18 protein-coding genes and 1 riboswitch are annotated in these 19,360 nt (G+C 74.3%); of the genes, 9 read left to right on the top strand and 9 right to left on the bottom strand.

Features of this window, described 5'->3' with window-relative positions:
* Window positions 1-57 precede the first annotated feature (57 nt).
* Complete coding sequence (rsmH, locus tag ACH4D3_RS33825; protein ID WP_398330265.1) at window positions 58-1,014, bottom strand: 16S rRNA (cytosine(1402)-N(4))-methyltransferase RsmH; 957 nt, start codon at window positions 1,012-1,014, stop codon at window positions 58-60.
* A gap of 427 nt (window positions 1,015-1,441) precedes the next feature.
* On the opposite strand from rsmH, the gene ACH4D3_RS33820 reads away from it, so the two are divergent.
* The 4 genes from ACH4D3_RS33820 to ACH4D3_RS33805 all read left to right on the top strand — a co-directional run bounded on the left by ACH4D3_RS33820 (window position 1,442) and on the right by ACH4D3_RS33805 (window position 7,070).
* Window positions 1,442-1,990 carry a beta-class carbonic anhydrase gene (locus ACH4D3_RS33820; RefSeq protein ID WP_398330262.1) on the top strand — a complete coding sequence of 183 codons (549 nt, stop codon included), beginning with the start codon at window positions 1,442-1,444 and terminating at the stop codon, window positions 1,988-1,990.
* 255 nt (window positions 1,991-2,245) lie between these two features.
* A complete protein-coding gene (locus tag ACH4D3_RS33815) occupies window positions 2,246-3,319 on the top strand; it encodes an AAA family ATPase (protein ID WP_398330259.1) in 1,074 nt (357 codons plus the stop codon).
* Window positions 3,319-4,680, top strand: a complete 1,362-nt coding sequence (locus tag ACH4D3_RS33810) for a DUF58 domain-containing protein (protein WP_398330256.1) — start codon at window positions 3,319-3,321, stop codon at window positions 4,678-4,680. The genes ACH4D3_RS33815 and ACH4D3_RS33810 overlap by 1 nt, the downstream gene beginning before the upstream one ends.
* Window positions 4,680-7,070 carry a DUF3488 and DUF4129 domain-containing transglutaminase family protein gene (locus ACH4D3_RS33805; protein ID WP_398330253.1) on the top strand — a complete coding sequence of 797 codons (2,391 nt, stop codon included), beginning with the start codon at window positions 4,680-4,682 and terminating at the stop codon, window positions 7,068-7,070. The genes ACH4D3_RS33810 and ACH4D3_RS33805 overlap by 1 nt, the downstream gene beginning before the upstream one ends.
* 98 nt (window positions 7,071-7,168) lie before the next feature.
* Here the strand turns inward: ACH4D3_RS33805 and ACH4D3_RS33800 are convergent, their stop codons facing one another.
* From ACH4D3_RS33800 to ACH4D3_RS33790, 3 genes are all read right to left on the bottom strand, one after another.
* Entirely contained in the window at window positions 7,169-7,576 is a 408-nt protein-coding gene (locus ACH4D3_RS33800) for a spore wall synthesis complex protein (RefSeq protein WP_011028137.1), read from the bottom strand.
* 276 nt (window positions 7,577-7,852) lie between these two features.
* Window positions 7,853-8,680, bottom strand: a complete 828-nt coding sequence (locus ACH4D3_RS33795; protein ID WP_398330250.1) for a methyltransferase — start codon at window positions 8,678-8,680, stop codon at window positions 7,853-7,855.
* A 148-nt stretch (window positions 8,681-8,828) separates the two neighbouring features.
* Window positions 8,829-9,422, bottom strand: a complete 594-nt coding sequence (locus ACH4D3_RS33790; protein ID WP_398330248.1) for an SAV_6107 family HEPN domain-containing protein — start codon at window positions 9,420-9,422, stop codon at window positions 8,829-8,831.
* Between the two features lie 183 nt (window positions 9,423-9,605).
* On the opposite strand from ACH4D3_RS33790, the gene ACH4D3_RS33785 reads away from it, so the two are divergent.
* A complete protein-coding gene (locus tag ACH4D3_RS33785) occupies window positions 9,606-10,235 on the top strand; it encodes a TetR/AcrR family transcriptional regulator (RefSeq protein WP_398330245.1) in 630 nt (209 codons plus the stop codon).
* 459 nt (window positions 10,236-10,694) lie between these two features.
* Window positions 10,695-12,215, top strand: a complete 1,521-nt coding sequence (locus tag ACH4D3_RS33780; RefSeq protein ID WP_398330242.1) for a phytoene desaturase family protein — start codon at window positions 10,695-10,697, stop codon at window positions 12,213-12,215.
* A gap of 13 nt (window positions 12,216-12,228) precedes the next feature.
* Here ACH4D3_RS33780 and ACH4D3_RS33775 read toward each other — a convergent pair whose 3' ends face one another.
* The 5 genes from ACH4D3_RS33775 to ACH4D3_RS33755 all read right to left on the bottom strand — a co-directional run bounded on the left by ACH4D3_RS33775 (window position 12,229) and on the right by ACH4D3_RS33755 (window position 16,870).
* Complete coding sequence (locus ACH4D3_RS33775; protein WP_398330239.1) at window positions 12,229-13,221, bottom strand: hypothetical protein; 993 nt, start codon at window positions 13,219-13,221, stop codon at window positions 12,229-12,231.
* Between the two features lie 56 nt (window positions 13,222-13,277).
* Entirely contained in the window at window positions 13,278-14,201 is a 924-nt protein-coding gene (gene metF, locus ACH4D3_RS33770; protein WP_398330237.1) for a methylenetetrahydrofolate reductase [NAD(P)H], read from the bottom strand.
* 138 nt (window positions 14,202-14,339) lie between these two features.
* On the bottom strand, window positions 14,340-15,011 hold the full coding sequence (gene thiE / locus ACH4D3_RS33765; protein ID WP_398330234.1) for a thiamine phosphate synthase: 672 nt from the start codon (window positions 15,009-15,011) through the stop codon (window positions 14,340-14,342).
* Window positions 15,012-15,149: 138 nt separating this feature from the next.
* The gene (locus ACH4D3_RS33760) at window positions 15,150-15,515 is read right to left on the bottom strand and encodes an Rv2175c family DNA-binding protein (RefSeq protein ID WP_087809829.1); all 366 of its coding nucleotides are present in this window, start codon (window positions 15,513-15,515) and stop codon (window positions 15,150-15,152) included.
* Between the two features lie 41 nt (window positions 15,516-15,556).
* Window positions 15,557-16,870 carry an NAD(P)/FAD-dependent oxidoreductase gene (locus ACH4D3_RS33755; RefSeq protein ID WP_398330230.1) on the bottom strand — a complete coding sequence of 438 codons (1,314 nt, stop codon included), beginning with the start codon at window positions 16,868-16,870 and terminating at the stop codon, window positions 15,557-15,559.
* 126 nt (window positions 16,871-16,996) lie between these two features.
* A riboswitch (TPP riboswitch) is annotated at window positions 16,997-17,108 on the top strand.
* On the opposite strand from ACH4D3_RS33755, the gene thiO reads away from it, so the two are divergent.
* The 3 genes from thiO (at window position 17,106) to ACH4D3_RS33740 (ending at window position 19,353) form a co-directional block, all read left to right on the top strand.
* Window positions 17,106-18,347 (top strand): glycine oxidase ThiO, encoded by a 1,242-nt coding sequence (thiO, locus tag ACH4D3_RS33750; protein ID WP_398330227.1) that lies wholly within the window; start codon window positions 17,106-17,108, stop codon window positions 18,345-18,347. (Overlaps the previous riboswitch by 3 nt.)
* Before the next feature lie 5 nt (window positions 18,348-18,352).
* On the top strand, window positions 18,353-18,553 hold the full coding sequence (gene thiS, locus ACH4D3_RS33745) for a sulfur carrier protein ThiS (protein WP_109031812.1): 201 nt from the start codon (window positions 18,353-18,355) through the stop codon (window positions 18,551-18,553).
* 2 nt (window positions 18,554-18,555) lie between these two features.
* Window positions 18,556-19,353 (top strand): thiazole synthase, encoded by a 798-nt coding sequence (locus tag ACH4D3_RS33740; RefSeq protein ID WP_398330224.1) that lies wholly within the window; start codon window positions 18,556-18,558, stop codon window positions 19,351-19,353.
* Window positions 19,354-19,360: the final 7 nt, after the last annotated feature.

Below are 19,360 nucleotides of genomic sequence, written 5' to 3'. Positions count from 1 at the left end.
GGTGTCGTCCGCACCGGTGCCCGGTCTGCCTCGCTCGCTCCGCCCGAGGGACTCCCTTCACCCGAGGGACTCCCTGATGCGCTCGGCGCCGCGCAGCCGTGCCGGTGCCGCACGGCGGTTCTCGGCGATCTCCTCCTCGGTGGGGAGTTCGGCACCGCGGGTGAGCAGCTTGAGCCGCGGTGCGTACTGCTCGGGGACGACGGGCAGGCCGGGGGGCGCGGTGTTGGCGGCGCCGGCCGCGAACACCTGTTTGACCAGCCGGTCCTCCAGCGAGTGGTACGACAGCACGGCGATCCGCCCGCCGACCGCGACGGACGCGACGGCGGCCGGGATCGCCCGCTCCAGGACGGACAGCTCGCCGTTGACCTCGATGCGCAGGGCCTGGAAGGTGCGCTTGGCCGGGTTGCCGCCGGTGCGCTTGGCGGCCTGCGGCAGCGCCGCGCGGATCAACTCCACCAGGCGGGCGCTGTTGGTGAACGGCTCCTTCTCGCGCTCGCGCACGACGGCGGACACGATCCGCTTGGCCTGCTTCTCCTCGCCGTACGCCCGCAGGATGCGGACGAGGTCGCCGGGCGGGTAGGTGTTGAGGACCTCGGCGGCGCTCATGCCGGTGCTCTGGTCCATCCGCATGTCGAGCGGGGCGTCCTGGGCGTAGGCGAAGCCGCGGTCGGCCTCGTCGAGCTGCATGGAGGAGACGCCGAGGTCGAACAGCACGCCCTGGACGCGGGGGACGCCGAGCCGGTCGAGCACGTCGGGCAGCTCGTCGTAGACGGCGTGCACGAGGGTGGCGCGCTCGCCGTAGGGGGCGAGCCGCTCGCCGGACAGGCGCAGGGCCTCCTTGTCGCGGTCGAGGGCGACGAGCCGGGCCTCGGGGAAGCGTTCGAGGAGCGCCTCACTGTGCCCGCCGAGCCCCAGCGTGCAGTCGACGACCACGGCTCCCGGCTCCGTCAGGGCGGGTGCCAGCAGGTCCAGACACCGCTGGAGCATCACCGGGACGTGTCGACTCTGGCTCAAGTGGGGCGGCCTCTCAGGTCCGGCGCGGCGTCACGCACTGCCGGGTCCCCTCCCGCTCGCATCTGAAGGGGAGGCCTGCCGGCGCCAAAAGCGTCGGCCGGCCGGGAGCGGGAGGAGGCCGAGCCGTACGTACGCGCCGCGCACGTGGGGAGATCTGGCGGGACGTCGCCCAGGTCTCCGGGGAATTCAGTCCAGCAGGGAGGCCTCGCCTCCCGCTTCGCGCCACTTTAGTCCACGGTGTCGCCCGGTCAATCAACCGGCCTGCGCGTCGCGGACACCGGTGTCAGCAAACCGGCATCGCCCGGCTTTTCACTCGTACGGCCGCAATCCCGCCACCCTGTGGGTTGGCTCACAACAAGCCTCGATGACATTCTTTGTCCCGCTTCACAGCGGGCCACGGACCGGGACGGCCAGTAACGTCATGGATATGACGACTTCTGCATCGGTACCCGCGGGCTCCGAATCCGCCATAGCGGCCGACCACACCGTCACCGACCGGCTCGTCGAGGCGAACGAACGCTACGCCGCGGCGTTCGCCGACCCCGGCATGGACGCCCGCCCCGTACAGCACGTCGCCGTCGTGGCCTGCATGGACGCCCGTCTGGACCTGCACGCCGCGCTCGGCCTGAAGCTCGGCGACTGCCACACGATCCGCAACGCGGGCGGGGTCGTCACCGACGACGTGATCCGGTCCCTGACGATCAGCCAGCGGGCGCTCGGCACCCGCAGCGTGGCCCTCATCCACCACACGGGCTGCGGCATGGAGACCATCACCGAGGAGTTCCGGCACGACCTGGAGCTGGAGGTGGGCCAGCGTCCGGCGTGGGCGGTGGAGGCCTTCCGGGACGCCGACCAGGACGTGCGGCAGTCGATCGAGCGGGTGCGCACCTCGCCGTTCCTGCTGCACACCGAGGACGTGCGCGGTTTCGTCTTCGACGTGAAGACCGGGCTGCTGCGCGAGGTCGACCCCGCCTGACCCGGCGGCCCGCCCCGACGGTCCCGCAGTGCAAGCTCCGCAAAGGCCGTAAGGGCCGACATATCGCGGCCAGTTGTCCACAGGCGAGTGACACGAATCGGTAACGGCGGCAAGAATGCGGGAAGTGGTGTCGCGCGGAACTTTTTCGGCGCGGTGTCCGTGATTCGGGGTGGGCCGGTCCGCGGTGCGGGGCCGGCCGGCAAGTTGGGGTACCCCCACTTCCCAGGGAGTGCGGGAAAGGCCGAGGAGGGCCGGGTGACGACCTATGACGATCAGGCGAGCCGTGGAGGCACCGCCGCGCGAGCGTACGGAAGCGTGGGGGAAGATCTGACCGCCGTGGTCGAGCGGGTCCGCGGTTCGGTGGAGGACGTGATCGAGGGCAAGCCCGAGGTCGTCCGGCTCTCGCTGACCGTGCTGCTGGCCGAGGGACACCTGCTGATCGAGGATGTGCCGGGGGTCGGCAAGACCATGCTGGCCAAGGCGCTGGCGCGGTCCATCGACTGTTCCGTGCGCCGGATCCAGTTCACGCCGGACCTGCTGCCCTCGGACATCACCGGGGTGTCGATCTGGGACCAGCAGCGGCGGGACTTCGAGTTCAAGCCGGGTGCGATCTTCGCCCAGGTGGTGATCGGCGACGAGATCAACCGCGCGTCGCCGAAGACGCAGTCGGCGCTGCTCGAGTCGATGGAGGAGCGTCAGGTCACCATCGACGGCCAGACCTACGAGCTGCCCAGCCCCTTCATGGTGGTGGCGACGCAGAACCCGGTCGAGATGGAGGGCACCTACCCGCTTCCGGAGGCCCAGCGGGACCGCTTCATGGCCCGGGTCTCCATCGGCTATCCGAGCCCGGAGGCCGAGTTGCAGATGCTCGACGTGCACGGCGGGGCCAGCCCGCTGGACGACCTCCAGCCGGTGGCGCACGCGCACGACATCCTGAAGCTGATCGAGGCGGTCCGCGGCGTCCACGTGGCGGATCCGGTCCGGCGGTACGCGGTGGACCTGGTCGCCGCCACCCGCACCCACCCGGACCTCAGACTCGGCGCCTCGCCGCGTGCCACGCTGCATCTGCTGCGCGCGGCGAAGGCGTCCGCCGCCCTGGGCGGGCGGGACTACGCGCTGCCGGACGACGTGCAGGCCCTCGCGGTCGCCGTGCTGGCCCACCGGCTGCTGCCGACCGCGCAGGCCCAGCTCAACCGCCGCACCGCCGAGCAGGTCGTCCAGGAGATCCTGCAGCGCACCGCGGTGCCCGCGGAGCCCCAGCAGCAGACGGGCTTCGGCGTGGGCCGCGGCACGCCGGCGTACGGTCAGCAGCCGCCGCGGAGGCTGTGATGGACGCCGGGGGGACGGACCGGTCCGAGGCCGACGGGGGCGAGAGCGGCGGCATCCGCACCGCCCTTTCCGGTCTGACCACCCGCGGGCGCTCCTTCCTGGCCGCCGGCATCGCGGCGGCGGTCTGCGCGTACGTCCTGGGCCAGAGCGACCTGCTGCGCGTCGGGCTGCTCCTGGGTGCCCTCCCCCTGGTCTGCGCGGCCGTCCTCTACCGCACGCGCTACCGGGTCGCGGGCAGTCGCCGGCTCTCCCCGGGGCGGGTGCCCGCGGGCAGCGAGGCCCGGGTGCATCTGCGCGTGGACAACGTCTCCCGGCTGCCCACCGGTCTGCTGATGCTCCAGGACCGGGTGCCCTACGTACTGGGTCCGCGGCCCCGCTTCGTGCTCGACCGGGTGGAGCCGGGCGGCCGCCGCGAGGTGTCCTACCGGGTCCGCTCCGACCTGCGCGGCCGCTTCCCGCTGGGCCCGTTGCAGCTGCGCCTGACCGACCCGTTCGGCCTGTGCGAGCTGACCCGCTCCTTCTCGACGTACGACACGCTGACCGTGATCCCGCGGGTGGAGGCGCTGCCGCCGGTGCGGCTGAGCGGTGAGGCGAAGGGGTACGGCGAGGGACGGCAGCGCTCGCTCGCCCTGGCCGGTGACGACGACGTGATCCCGCGCGGGTACCGCTACGGCGACGACCTGCGCCGGGTGCACTGGCGCTCCACCGCGCGCTACGGCGAGCTGATGGTGCGCCGCGAGGAGCAGCCGCAGCGGGCCCGCTGCACGGTGCTGCTCGACACCCGGGTGGTGGCCTTCGAGGGCGCGGGCCCCGACTCGGCCTTCGAGTGGGCGGTGTCGGGCGCGGCGTCCGTGCTGGTGCACATGCTGGAGCGGGGCTTCTCCGTCCGGCTGCTCACCGGCAACGGCGACGCGGTGCCGGGCGAGGGCGCCGACGGCTTCGCGGGCGCGAGCCAGGGGACGGCCGACGCGGCCGGTCTGATGATGGACACCCTCGCCGTGATCGACCACTCGGACGACACGGGTCTGTCGCGGGCGTACGACATGCTGCGCGGCGGGAACGAGGGGCTGCTGGTGGCGTTCTTCGGCGACCTGGACGAGGAGCAGGCCACGGTGGTGGCGAAGATGCGGCAGCGGGGCGGCGGCGCCGTCGCCTTCGTCCTGGACAGCGAGACGTGGGCCCGCGAGCCGGCCGACGTGCCCGGCCCGTCGGCCGGGAGCGACGAGCGGCTGCGGATGCTCCGCGAGGCGGGCTGGACCGCCGTGGCGGTCCCCAGGGGCGCCACCGTGGAGGAAGTGTGGCGCCTGGCCGACCACGAACGCACCGCTCTCGCGGCGCCGGCCGGCGGAGAGGGGGCGTGATGAGCGGGCGCGCGCGGTTGGCGGTGTGTGCCTGGGCGGCCACGTTGATGGCGTCCTGTGCGTTGCTGCCGTTGGTCGAACCGGCCACGTGGATCCTCCAGGCGGCGGTGCTGCTGGCGGTGCAGTCGGGGGTGGGCGCGGTGGCCCGGCGGGTGCCGCTGGCCCGGCCGCTGACCATCGCGGCGCAGGCCGTGGTCACGCTGGTCCTGCTGACCCTGGTCTTCGCCCGGCAGCAGGCGTTCGCCGGGCTGGTCCCCGGCCCGCAGGCCTTCCAGCGCTTCGCCGACCTGCTCCAGCAGGGCGGCGACGACATCGCCCGGTACGCGATCCCGGCGCCGCTGGAGTCCGACGGCATCCGGCTGATGCTGGTCGGCGGCGTCCTGGTGATCGGCCTGCTGGTGGACACCCTCGCGGTGACCTTCCGCAGTGCCGCCCCGGCCGGCCTGCCCCTGCTCGCCCTCTACTCGGTGGCCGCGGGGCTGTCCGAGGGCGGCGCCGACTGGCTCTGGTTCCTGGTCGCGGCGGTCGGCTATCTGATGCTGCTCCTGGCCGAGGGACGTGACCGGCTCTCGCAGTGGGGCCGGGTCTTCGGCGGCTCCTCGCGCCCACCGGGCCCGGAGCAGGGGCGCGCCCTGGCCCCGGTCCGCACCGGGCGGCGCATCGGCGCCTTCGCGCTGGGCATCGCGCTGGTGGTGCCGCTGGCTCTGCCGGCGATGGACGGCGGGCTGCTGGACGGCGCCGGTGGCGGCGTGGGCTCCGGCACCGGTGGCGGCGGCACGATCTCCGCGGTGAACCCGCTGGTCTCCCTGCGGGACAGCCTGAACGTCAACGAGGACCGAGAGGTCCTCTCCGTCCGGACGGACTCCGAGGACCTGTCCGACCTGTACCTGCGCATCGTGTCCCTGGACGACTTCGACGGCACCACCTGGAAGCCGTCCAAGCGGCGCATCACCGCCGTGCCGGACGGCACCTTCCCCACACCGGTCGGCCTCGGCCCCGACATCAGGCGCACGGAGAGCCGGGCCCTGATCTCGGCCGCGGACTGGTACGCGCAGGACTGGCTGCCGATGCCCTATCCGCCCAGCGGCGTGCGCGTCGCGGGCAACTGGCGCTTCGAACCCGTCGGCATGACGCTGGTCGGCGACCACGGCCAGAACACCCGCGGGCTGAAGTACGAGGTACGCAGCCTGAACGTGCAGCCGACGGCGGAGCAGCTCGCCGCGGCGCCGCCGCCGTCGGCGGCCCTCGTGCGCGAGTACACGGAGCTGCCGGACTCGCTGCCCGACGTGGTCTCCCGGACCGCCCGCGAGGTCACCGCCGACGCCGCGAACCCCTACGAGCAGGCGGTCAGGCTCCAGGAGTACTTCGCGGTCAACGGCGGCTTCGAGTACGACACCCAGGTCAAGGTCGGCAGCGGTTCGGAGGCGATCGCCCGGTTCCTGAAGGACAAGGAGGGCTTCTGCGTCCACTTCTCCTTCGCCATGGCGGCGATGGCCCGTTCCCTGGGCATTCCGGCCAGGGTCGCGGTCGGCTTCGCGCCGGGCTCCCCGCAGGCGGACGGCTCGGTGTCGGTGGGGCTGCGGGACGCGCACGCGTGGCCCGAGGTGTACTTCGAGGGCGTGGGCTGGACCCGCTTCGAGCCGACGCCGACGCGTGGCTCGACCCCGTCGTACACCATCACGGAACGGCCGGGCAGCTCGGTGCCGGACCCGGCCGTCCCGTCGCGGAGCGCGGAGTCGGAGCCGTCCGCGGCGCCCTCGTCGAGCGACACCTGCTCCCCGCAGGACAAGAAGCTGGACGCCTGCTCCAACGAGTCCGCGGTGGCCGTGCCCGTCACCGGCGGCGACGGACCGAAGTGGTACGCGCTGCTGGCCTGGGCCCTGGCCGGGCTCGTGGTGCTGCTGCTCCCGCTGGCACCGATGCTGTGGCGGCTGCGTGCCAGGTCGGTACGGCTCGGGGCGCACGGCCGCGGTGCCGCGGACGTCGGCCCGCACACCCTGGCGGTGTGGCAGGAGCTGACCGACGCCGCGTGGGACCTCGGCATCCTGCCTCAGGAGTCGCAGACCCCGCGCAAGGCGGCGGCCCGCATCGTCCGGCTGGGCCGGCTCGAGCCGACGGCCGCACAGGCGGTGCACCGGGTCGCGGACGCCGTGGAGCAGGTCCTCTACGCGCCCCGTCCGCGCCCGACGGCGGGGCTGGCGGAGGATGTGCGGCTGGCGACCGCCGGACTGCGGGCCACCGTCGGCCGCGGAACGCGGCTGCGCGCACGGTTCGCCCCGCGTTCGGCCATCCGGGTGAGCTGGACGGTGTCGGCCCGGTGGGCGGCCCTGAAACGGCGGGCCGCGGCCGCCCGGCCGCAGTGGCGCAGGACGTCGGACCAGCAGGGCTGAGCCGAACGGGTGCTCATGGGCACGCGTGAGGGGGTGACCACCCGGACGGTGGTCACCCCCTCACGCGCATGTGCTGGTGAGCGGCTGCTCGGACGGCGCTACTGGCCGCCCTGCTGCTCGTCCCTGCGGCGCTGCCAGCGCTCGTCGATGCGGTCCATCATCGAGCGTTTCTGTCGTCCTTGGCGGCGCGCGGCCTGCGGTCCGGCACCGGCCGCCTGCTGCTGCTCGCCCGGCTTGGGGGCCTTGCGCCAGCCGGTCACGGCGAGCACCGCGCACCCCAGCATGACCAGGAAGCCCACCACGCTGAGCCACACCTGCTGGGCGACCATACCGGCCATGAGGAGCGCAATACCTACAAGGAAGCCCGCGACCGCCTGGTAGACCCGTCGCCGGGTGTACGTACGCAGCCCGCTTCCCTCGAGCGCTGTCGCGAACTTGGGATCTTCGGCGTACAGCGCTCGCTCCATCTGCTCGAGCATGCGCTGCTCGTGCTCCGAGAGCGGCACGGAGTCCTCCTCATCGTGCAGTCGCCGGGGCGACCCGGGGGGTCCCTTCAGGATAGGCAGGGAATCGCCCCCGTGAAACCCGCCCCTCTGCGCCAATTGACCAACCGGACTCCGTCATGGCCGTACCGGCTCGCTGAAGTTCCCATTCCCCAGCGGCCGACCCGTCATGCCGGGCCGTCTCCCTCGATCATACGGCGACTGCCCCCCGTTCGGGGGGCCTGTGGCGTACTCCATCTGCAGTCGCGTCCCTGATCAGGGCCTTACCCCACCGGGCGCTCAGGCCTCGGCGGCCCCTCGCGTCTCGCCGAGCACATGGAGCTGGGTGGCCACGGAGTGGAACGCGGCGAGTTCGGCCGCCGCGGCCTCCAGCTTCAGCAGGGCGTCCATGGCACCGGGCTCGGTGTCCACCAGCACGCCGGGCACGAGGTCGGCGAAGACCCGTACGCCGTGCACGGCGCCGATCCGGAGCCCGGCGGCCTCGACCAGCGCGGTGAGCTGCTCGGCGGTGAACCGGCGCGGCACCGGGTCACCCGTGCCCCAGCGGCCGTCCGGGTCGTCCAGGGCCTGCCGGGCCTCCGTGAAGTGGCCGGCGAGGGCGCGGGCGAGCACGGCGCCGCCCAGGCCCGCGGCGAGCAGGCTAAGGACGCCGTCCTCGCGCAGCGCCGCCACCGCGTTGCGGACGCCCTCCGCGGGGTCGTCGACGTACTCCAGGACGCCGTGGCACAGCACCGCGTCGTAGCCGCCGCGCTCGACCACGTCGAAGAGGCCGCGGGCGTCGCCCTGGACGCCTCGCACGCGGTCGGCGACACCGGCCTCGGCAGCCCGGCGCTCCAGGGCGAACAGGGCGTTGGGGCTCGGGTCGACGACGGTGACGCGGTGGCCGAGCCCGGCCACGGGCACCGCGAAGTTGCCGCTGCCGCCGCCGGTGTCGAGGACGTCCAGCGTCGGCCGGCCCGTGGCCTTCACCCGGCGGTCCAGCGCGTCCTGGAGGACGTCCCAGACCACGGCGGTGCGCAGGGCGGCCCGGGAACGGGAGGGCTCGGAGCGCGGAGCCGCCGGGTGCGGCCGGGGGTGGGAGGCGGGTGGGCGCATCGGGTCCGACACGGCAGTTGACTCCTCGGCGCGGCACCGCCTCGGACACGGGCGGAGCGAACGGGCTGCCACCCCCGCCCGGTGCGGGGAGGGGGAGGCTTCAGGCGACTCCCACCCTATTGCCTGCGCCGCGCGCACCGGGCACCCGTTCGTCTCCCGCTCAGCCGGCGTCCGGCAGGTCGCGGCCCGGGTGACCGGCGTCGGAACGGCGGGGCCGCTCGGCGCCCCGACCCGGTGGGTCCGTGTCCGGGCGGGGCTGGGGCAGGACCGGCTGGAGGACCAGCATCCGCTCCACCAGGCGCAGGAACATCGCCACGTCGCGTATCAGGTCGTCGGCGTCCCGGCTGCCCGCCGCGCCCCGGATGCCCGCCTCGGCGCGTGCCCGGCGCCGCGCGCCGGAGGCGAACAGCGCGCTCCAGTCGGACAGCTCGGGCGCGATCTCGGGCAGCACCTCCCAGGCGCTGCGGATGCGGGCCCTGGCCCGTGGTCCGGTCTCCGGTCGGCCGCGCGCGGCCAGCACCGCGGCGGCGGTGCGCAGGGCGGCGAGGTGGGCCGTCGCGTAGCGCTCGTTCGGCGTTTCGAGGGTGGTGGCCTCCTCCAGCCCGGCCCGGGCCTGGGCGAGCAGGTCGAGGGCGGCGGGCGGGGCGGTCGTGCGGCGGAGCACGGGGTGCACGTCGCTCGCCGGTCCGGTCAGTGAGGGTGCAGGGCCGGCCGCGCGGCGCCGCCGGGCGGCGGCTGCGGACGAGTGGGCCATGACGATCCTCCTGTCGTCTCCGTGACGGCACGTCCTGGCAGGAGGTGCCGTATGTGCCCATCGTGAGGTATGGCACTGACAATCCGTTCTGACCTGGACTTTCGATTCGATCGGCCGTTCGGTTCCGGTTCTGCGCGGGCCTGCGGTGACGCCGCCGCACGGGGTGCTGTGAGAATCGGGACCATGGAAAGCAGCAGCACCGCCTCGCAGAGCGGCAGCCGTCGCGAGGCCACCCGGCAGAAGCTCTACGAGGCGGCGGTCACCCTCATCGCCGAGCAGGGCTTCTCCGCCACCACCGTGGACGAGATCGCCGAGCGGGCCGGGGTCGCGAAGGGCACGGTCTACTACAACTTCGCCAGCAAGTCCGTCCTCTTCGAGGAGCTGCTGCGGCACGGTGTCGGCCTCCTGACCGCCTCGCTGCGGCAGGCCGCGGAACGGACCGCCCGGGACGGCCGCGGCCGGGTCGACGCCCTGGACGCGATGATCCGCGCGGGGCTCGTCTTCATCGACCGCTACCCGGCCTTCACCCAGCTGTACGTGGCCGAACTGTGGCGCACCAACCGGGCCTGGCAGTCCACGCTGCTCGTGGTCCGGCAGGAGGCCGTGGCGGTGGTGGAGGGCGTCCTGCGCGAAGGCGTGGCGAGCGGTGAGTTCAGTGAGGACATCGACGTGCCGCTGACCGCCGCCGCGCTGGTCGGCATGGTCCTGGTGGCGGCGCTGGACTGGAAGGCGTTCCAGCCGGAGCGCTCGCTCGACGACGTGCACGCCGCGCTGTCCCGGCTGCTCCAGGGACGCGTGAGCGGCCGGGGCTGACCGGCCGGAGCCGAGCGGCGGGCGGGGGTGGCGGCGGTGCACGAAGAACGCCGGTCCGCGGTGGCCGCGTCCCCCGCGGGCCGCCGTCGGACCGGCGCCTTCTCCTGCTCCCCCGTACGTCCCCTCGTCGGGACTCCCGTCACCGGTCGTCCCTCCGGGCTCCCCCGTGTCTCGCTCCCGCCGGCCCCGGCCGGCGGAAGGAGCGGATCGCGGGCCCGGCTCCGTTCCGGCGCCCCGTGCCGCCGGTGCCGGAGCCGTGCCCCTCTCCGTGTCTCCACTCTCTCGTTCACGCAGGTCGCGGCCCATCCGCGCGCGTACTCATCTGCCGCACTAGGTACGGCTACTCAGTCCTGCGCACCCGGCCCCACGGCGCGGCGCCGCCGACCGGTCACCTGGACGTCCGTTCCGGTGCTCAGCCCTCGCACGGGGGTGTCGGTGGCGGCGGATAAAGTCCCTGGCATGGCACGGATTGCGGTGATCGGCGCCGGGATGGGCGCGATGGCGGCGGCCGCCCGGCTGGCCGTCGCGGGCCACCGGGTGGTGGTGTACGAGCGGGCGGAGACCTACGGCGGAGCACTGGGCCGGGTCGAGCGGGACGGGTTCCGCTTCGACACCGGCCCCGGCCTGCTTCCGCTGCCCGCGGTCTGGCGCGATCTGTTCGTGAAGACCGGCAAGGAGCCGCTGGAGTCCCGCGTCGAGCTGGTCCAGGTCGACCCCTCGTCCCGGCACGTGTTCGCGGACGGCACGGAGGCCTCGCTGCCGAACGCCTCCCGGGCGGGTGTCGTCGCCGCCCTGGACACGGCGCTCGGCGCGGGCGCCGGGCGGCGCTGGGGCGACTTCCTGGTGCGGGCCCGGGAGACCTGGGACCGCACGCGCCGTCCCCTCCTGGAGGAGCCCCTGTGGCCCAACTGGCGGGTGCTGGCCGAGCGCGAGCCCTATCCGGCGGTCCCGCACAAGCGGCTGCTGCGCACCCGCCGGGCCGGCACGCTCGCCGAGGTCGGCGCGTGGGAGCTGCGCGACGCCCGGCTCGCCGCCCTGCTGGAGAGCCACGCGCTCGCCCACGGCCTGGATCCCCGCACCGCCCCGGCGAACGCCGCGGTCCTGCCGTACATGGAGTACGCATTCGGGGTCTGGTACGTGCGCGGCGGCGGTCTGCGGGAGCTGGCGCGGGCGGTGTACGAGCGGTGTCTGGCCCGCCGGGTCGAGTTCCGCTTCGGGGCCGAGGTCACCGGGATCACCGAGAAGGACGGCCGGGTGGCGGGCGTACAGCTGGCCGAAGGGGAGGTGGCGGAGGCCGAGTTCGTCGTCTCCGGCGTGGCGCCGGGCGTGCTGGACCGCCTGTGCGGTGGGACGCCGGTGCGCGGCGGGGACGAGGTGCCGCCGCAGCGCGGTGGGGCGAGCCGGCTGACGGTGCTGCTGGCACTGCGCGGCAGCCGTCCGGCGGGCACCGCGCACCGGACGGTGGTGCACGCAGCGGACCGCGAGGCGGAGTTGGACCGCCTGTTCGGCGCCGCTCCCGGGATGGCCGCGCGGCCGACCGTCACCGTGCTGCGGCCCGACGACCCGGCGCTGGTGCCGGACCCGGACCACGAGGCGGTGACGCTGAGCGCGGCGGTGCCCGCCCTGGCCGGTGGGTCCGACCGGGCCACCACCGAGGTGTTCGCCCGCTGGGCCGAGCAGTTGACGGAGGTCGCCGAGCGGGCCGTGCCGGGTCTGCGCGACCGCCTCCTGTGGCACGAGGTGCGCACCCCGGCCGAGGTCGCGGCGGACACCGGTACGGCGGACGGCGCGATTCCGGTGCCGTCGCTGGCGGGCGCCGACGGACGGCTGCTGCACCCGGCGAACGGCACGCGCACGGACGGCCTGTTCACCGTCGGCGGCTGGTCCCACCCCGGCGGCGGTCTGCCGCACGCGGGCATGTCGGGGGCGCTGGTCGCCGGACTCGTGGTGGAGGGGCCGGAGTTCCGCGGCTCCCAGTGAGCGGCCGGGTTCCTCAGAAGCGGTACTGCTCGTCGTAGCCCTGCCCCTGGGCCCGGCCCTGCGCCTGGCCCTCGCCCTGGTAGGGGTAGGACTGCTGCTCGGGCGGGAGTTCGCCGCCGTAGGGGTCGTCGGTGCTGCGCTGCTGCGGCACCCACACTCCGCCGGCCGGGGTCTCGCCGCCGTAGCCGCCGGGCGCACCGGGCGCGTACTGGTCCTGTCCGTAGGCCTGGCCCTGCTGGCCGTACTGCTGCTGGCCGCCGGTCGTGTCGTAGCCGCCCGTGTCGTAGGCCCCGCCGCCGTAGGTGTGGGTGCCGATGTACGGGTCGGAGTAGGCGGCGTACTGCTGCTGGGCGCCGGTGTCGTAGCCCTGCTGCTGCCCGTAGCCCGAGTAGTCGTAGGCGTAGGACTGGTCGGCGTCCGCCGCGGCCGCCGCCGGCTGCTGGCCGGTGCCGTACCCGGAGTCGGCGTACACGCCGTAGGAACCGGTGTCGTCCGGCATGGGCTGCGGCGCGTAGACGGCGGTGGTCTCCGCGGCCGTGGGGTCGGTGGGGCGGGCCGGGGTGAAGACGTCGTCGCGGTCGTAGTCGTCGTGCCCGTACGAGCCGGTGTCGCCCTGGCCCGGGTGGCCCTGGGCGCGATCGTCGTAGCCGTCGTGGTCCTGGCCGCCCTCGGCGGGTTCGAACCCGGAGACCTCCGACGTCGGCTCCCGGCGGCCCCGTTCGGGACGCCCGCGCTTGCCCACCAGGCTCGCCGGGGCGTTGACCGCCCAGCCGGCCTCGAAGCCGCGGCGGAACGACAGGGTGACGTAGGTCTGGCCGACCGCGAAGGCGGCGGCACCGACGCCGATGACGAGCACGTTCGACATCAGCACACCGGCCACCACGCCGACGAAGCCGGCGAAGGCCAGCAGCCGCCAGCGCAGCCGCGCCTTGTACTGCAGCAGCACCTCGCCGAGCAGCCACAGCGCTACGCCGCCGAACGCGATGTAGAGGACCGTCCAGCCCATGTACGCCCCTCTCCCAGTGGCCGTTACGCAGTGTGTCGCAAATACGTGCGGCCGGTCTAGGCCCGCGGTGGGTGGTGCAGGCCCAGGTTCTCGTAGATTTCCAGCGTCGCCGTGGAGTTGTTGAGCGTGATGAAGTGCAGTCCGGGCACTCCCTCGGCCAGCAGCCGCGCGCAGAACTCGGTGGCGAACTCGATGCCGATCGAGCGTACAGCCGCCGGATCGTCCTTGGCTGTGAGGATCCGCTCTTTCAGCTCCGCCGGGAACGAGGCGTTGCTGAGCTTCGGCAACCTCTCCAGCATCTTCACACTGGTCACCGGCATGACCTCGGGGATGACCGGGGTGGCGCACCCGGCCGCGGCGACCCGGTCGCGCAGCCGGAGGTAGGAGTCGGGCTGGAAGAACATCTGGGTGATGGCGTAGTCGGCCCCGGCCCGGCACTTGTCGACGAAGTGCGTGACGTCCGTGTCCCAGTCGGCGGAGCGCGGGTGCATCTCGGGGAAGGCCGCGACGCCGACGCAGAAGTCGCCCGACTCCTTGATGAGCCTGACCAGTTCGGCCGCGTACGTCAGGCCCTCGGGGTGCGCGATCCAGTCGGCGTTCGGGTCGCCGGGCGGGTCGCCGCGCACGGCCAGCATGTTGCGGATCCCGGCGTCGGCGTACTGGCCGATGATGTTGCGCAGTTCGGCGACGGAGTGGTCGACGGCGGTGAGGTGGGCCACCGGCGTCAGCGTGGTGTCGGCGACGATCTGCTGGGTCTCACGGACCGTGCCCGCGCGCGTGGAGCCGCCGGCGCCGTAGGTCACGGAGACGAAGTCCGGGGCCACGGCCTCGACCCGGCGCAGGGCGCTCCACAGGTTCTTCTCGCCCTTGGGCGTCTTCGGCGCCGAGAACTCGAACGAGTACGTCGTCTTGCCGGTGGCGAGGACGTCACGCACCGTGCGGGCGCGGTCAGTCCTCGTGCTTGCGGTTCCGAGGGCCATATGGGCAGGTTAGCCAGGGTGCGGCGGTCACCCAACCGGATGCGGGACTTTTGTCCACATTGTCGAGTTGTTGTCCACCCTTTGGACACCTGCCCGCCGGTGCCGGCGTCCCGCGACGACGTCGGTGACGGCGTGCGGCTACCCCTGTGCCGGGGCCTGCCGCAGCCGCTCGGCGAACTCGGCCGCCGCCGCGCCCGGGTCCTCGGCGGCGGTGATCGCGCGGACGACGACCACGCGCCGGGCGCCCGCCTCCAGCACCTCGTCCAGGTTGCCGAGGTCGATGCCGCCGATCGCGAACCAGGGGCGGTCGGTGCCCAGCGCCGCCGTGCGGCGGACCAGGTCGAGGCCGGGTGCGTGGCGGCCGGGCTTGGTGGGGGTCGGCCAGCACGGACCGGTGCAGAAGTAGTCCACGCCCTCCTGGGCCGCGGCGGCGGTGGCCTCGGACTCGGCGTGCGTGGAGCGGCCGATCAGTACGTCGTCGCCGAGGATCGCGCGGGCGGCGGGCACCGGCAGGTCGCCCTGGCCGAGGTGGAGCACGTCGGCGCGGGCCGCGTGCGCGACGTCCGCGCGGTCGTTGACCGCGAGGAGCTTGCCGTGGCGGGCGCAGGCGTCGGCGAGGACCGCCAGGTGCTCCAGCTCCTCCGCCGCCTCCATTCCCTTGTCCCGCAGCTGCACGATGTCGACGCCGCCGGCGAGTACGGCGTCCAGGAACTCGGGCAGGTCGCCCTGGCTCCGGCGGGCGTCCGTGCACAGGTAGAGCCGGGCGTCGGCGAGCCGGGCGCGGGCCGCGGTCGGGGCGGTGTCGGGCATGCGGGTGTCCCCCGGTCGTTCGGTGGCGTGGGCCCACGGCGGGCCCCGCGATGGTGGCGTACGGGCACGGCGCCCGGCGTGCGTGGCCCGCACGCCGGGCGGTGTGGCGGATCGGCGGTGCCGGATCGGTGATGAAGGTCAGACGGCGAGCGCCTGGGCGCGGCGCTTCACCTCCGTACCGCGATTCTCACTCAGCGCCTGGGCGGGGGTGCCGGGCAGGCTCGGGTCGGGCGTGAAGAGCCACTCCAGCATCTCCTCGGCCGTGAAGCCGTCGTCCCGCAGCAGCGTCAGGGTCCCGACCAGGCCCTTGACGACCTTGTCCTCGTCGATGAAGGCCGCGGGGATGTGCAGCGCGCGGTTCTCACCGCGGCGCACGGCGATGAGCTGGCCCTCCTTGATCAGCTGGCGTACCCGGGTCACCTCGACGCCGAGCATCTCGGCGATGTCGGGAACGGTGAGCCAGGCGGGCACGAGAGCATCGGTCTTTGCGTCAATCTCGGTCACGCCTCCAGCCTGCCACCTGGCACTGACAGTCGGAAACCTGGCTACGCCGAGGCCGCCGTCGCCGCCTTCAGCGGCTTCGCCGGGTCGGCCAGCAGGTCCGGGTCCATCGGCGTACCCGCCTGGATCAGGCGCCTGCCCTGTGCCAGGTCGCGGGGGCGGCCCACCGCGAGCAGGGCGACCAGGCGGCCCTCGCGCAGCCAGCAGACCGTCCATGCCGGGCTCGCGGGGTCGCCGCGCCACAGGGTGGTGTCGGCGGCGGTGTGGTGACCGGCGTACTGGACGAAGCGGCCGAACTGCTCGGACCAGAAGTAGGGCACCGGGTCGTAGGCCGCCGGGGCCTCGCCGCCCGGGGCGCCGACGATGCCGGCGGCGACCGTGCGCGGGCCCTGGAGGGCGTTGTCCCAGTGGTGCACCAGCAGCCGCTCGCCGTAGCGCGCGGAGGGGAAGGAGGCGCAGTCGCCGACCGCGTGGACGTCCGGCGCGGAGGTGCGCAGGCGGTCGTCGGCCAGGACCTCGCCGTGCGCACCGAGGGCGATGCCGGACCCGGCGAGCCAGCCGGTGGCCGGGCGGGCGCCGATGCCGACGACGACCGCGTCGGCGGGCAGCCGGGTGCCGTCGGCGAGGACGACCCGGCCCGGCTCACCGGGGCCGCCGGACTCGACGCGCTCCACGCGCGCGCGGGTGCGCAGTTCGGCGCCGGCGTCGGCGTACCAGGCGGTCATCGGCGCGGCGACCTCGGCGGGCAGCGCGTCGGCCAGCGGCCGGTCGGCGGCCTCCACCACGGTCACCGCGCAGCCCGCCTCGCGCGCGGCGGTGGCGAACTCGGCGCCGATCCAGCCCGCGCCGACGACCACGACGTCGTGCTGCCGGGCGAGCACCGGCCGCAGCCGTTCCGCGTCGTCCAGGGTGCGCAGCAGGTGCACGCCGGGCACGCCCTCGGCGCCGGGGAGCCGGACCGGTTCGGCGCCGGTCGCCAGGACGAGGACGTCGTACGGCACCGGCCCCTCGGAGGTGTCCAGGACGTGCTCCGCGGGGCGGACGCCCAGGGCCTCGCGGCCCAGCCGCAGGGTGATGCCCAGTGCCTCGAAGTCGACGTCGAAGGCGGAGCCCTCGGCGGTGCCGAGCAGGACGGCCTTGGACAGCGGGGGGCGGTCGTACGGCTGGTGCGGCTCCGCACCGATCAGGGTCACGGGGCCGGTGAAGCCCTGTTCCCGCAGGGCGACCGCGGTCTGCACGCCCGCCATCCCGGCGCCCACCACGACCACACGGCGCTCCGCGTCCGCCGCCGGCCGCTGTCCCCGGTCCCGTTGGTCCTGTGGTTCCCGTCGTTCCCGTTCCCGCGTCTGCTCGCTCACCCGATCACCATAGACACCTGGCGTTTCGCCGGTCGGTGCCCGTACGCCGTGGACCGGCCGGCGACGCCCCCGGCCCCGGGAGGCTCCCTTACAAGGGCGGCGGCCGGCGGGCTAGGGTGGCCGACGCAAGGCACTCGCGGGAGCCCGGACGCACCGGGCTGAGAGGGAGGCTGGCGGCCTCCGACCGTACGAACCTGATCCGGGTCATGCCGGCGAAGGGAGGGGCTGGACGCCCATGTCGTCTCCATCACACACGCCTCCGCACACACCTCGTACGTCCCGTACGCCCGACGTGCTGGTCGTCGGCGGCGGGATCATCGGGCTCGTCACCGCCTGGCGGGCCGCGCGGCGCGGGCTGGTCACCGCGCTCGTGGACCCCGAGCCGGGCGGCGGGGCGGCCCAGGTGGCGGCCGGGATGCTGGCCGCCGTCACGGAGCTGCACTACGGCGAGGAGACGCTGCTCGCGCTGAACCTCGCCTCGGCCCGCCGCTATCCGGAGTTCGCGGCCGAGCTGGCCGAGCTGACCGGCCACGACCTCGGTTACCGGCGCTGCGGCACACTCGCCGTCGCGCTGGACGCCGACGACCGCGCCCACCTGCGCGAACTGCACGCGCTCCAGCAGCGCTCCGGCCTGGAGTCCGAGTGGCTGTCGGGGCGTGAGTGCCGGCGTCTGGAGCCGATGCTCGCGCCGGGCGTGCGCGGGGGGCTCCGGGTGGACGGCGACCACCAGATCGACCCGCGCCGTCTCGCCCACGCGCTGGTGGCCGCCTGCGAACACGAGGGTGTGGTCTTCCACCGGGTGTGGGCCGAGCGGCTCACCGTCGGGCGCGGGGAGCGGGCCACGGGGGTCGTCACCGCCGACGGCACGGCGCTGACGGCCGGGCAGGTGGTGCTGGCCGGGGGCAGCCTGAGCGGGCGGCTCGGGGGCGTGCCGGAGGCCGTGCTGCCGCCGGTGCGGCCGGTGAAGGGGCAGGTGCTGCGGCTGACCATGCCGCGGACGCCGGGGCCGCTGCTGAACCGGACCGTGCGCGCCGTGGTGCGCGGCAACCACGTCTACCTGGTGCCCCGGGAGAGCGGCGAGCTGGTCGTCGGCGCCACCAGCGAGGAGCTGGGCTGGGACACGACGGTCACCGCGGGCGGCGTCTACGAACTGCTGCGCGACGCGCACGAGCTGGTGCCCGGCATCACGGAGCTGCCCCTGACGGAGACCCGCGCGAGTCTGCGTCCCGGCTCCCCGGACAACGCCCCGCTGCTCGGCCCGACCGCTCTGGACGGCCTGCTGCTCGCCACCGGCCACTACCGCAACGGCGTCCTGCTCACGCCCGTCACCGGCGACGTCATGGCGCACGCGCTGACCACCGGGGAGCTGCCGGAGGAGGCCCGCCCCTTCACGCCCCGGCGCTTCGACGCCGCCCCCGCACTGCCGGTACTCCCGGCCCTCTCGGACCTCTCGGACCTCTCGGAGCAGCCCGTATGAGTCACGTGACCGTCTCCGTCAACGGCGAGCCGCGCGAGGTGGCTCCCGGCACTGCCCTGGACGCGCTGGTGGGCACGCTCACCGCGGCCCCGTCCGGAGTGGCCGCCGCCCTGAACGAGACCGTCGTCCCGCGCGCGCGGTGGTCGGCCACCGCCCTGGCCGACGGCGACCGCGTCGAGATCCTCACCGCCGTCCAAGGAGGCTGACCATGGCCGACGATCCCTTCGTCCTCGGCGGCACGACGTACGCGTCCCGCCTGATCATGGGCACGGGCGGGGCGCCCAGCCTGGACGTGCTGGAGCGCGCGCTGGTGGCCTCCGGGACGGAGCTGACGACCGTCGCGATGCGGCGGGTGAACGCCTCGGTGCACGGCTCCGTGCTGTCCGTGCTGGAGCGGCTCGGCATCCGGGTGCTGCCGAACACGGCCGGCTGCTTCACCGCCGGGGAGGCGGTGCTCACCGCCCGTCTCGCGCGCGAGGCGCTCGGCACGGACCTGGTCAAGCTGGAGGTCATCGCCGACGAGCGCACCCTGCTGCCGGACCCGGTCGAGCTGCTGGACGCGGCGGAGACGCTGGTGGACGACGGGTTCACCGTACTGCCGTACACCAACGACGACCCGGTGCTCGCGCGGAAGCTGGAGGACGTCGGGTGCGCGGCGGTCATGCCGCTGGGCTCGCCGATCGGGTCCGGGCTCGGGATCCGCAACCCGCACAACTTCCAGCTGATCGTGGAGCACGCGCGCGTGCCGGTGATCCTGGACGCCGGGGCCGGTACGGCGTCGGACGTGGCGCTGGCGATGGAGCTGGGGTGCGCGGGTGTGATGCTGGCCTCGGCGGTGACGCGGGCGCAGGAGCCGGTGCTGATGGCCGCCGCGATGCGCTCCGCGGTGGAGGCGGGGCGGTTGGCTCGGCGGGCCGGGCGGATTCCGCGGCGGCATTTCGCCGAGGCGTCGTCTCCTGCGGAGGGCTTGGCGGTGCTGGATCCGGAGCGGCCCGCCTTTGAGTGACCCGGCG

The organism is Streptomyces sp. NPDC018026 (assembly GCF_044327745.1).
GTDB lineage: Bacteria > Actinomycetota > Actinomycetes > Streptomycetales > Streptomycetaceae > Streptomyces > Streptomyces rubrogriseus.
The sequence above is the reverse complement of the archived record's forward strand: the minus strand, read 5'-3'. Positions and strand labels throughout refer to the sequence as shown.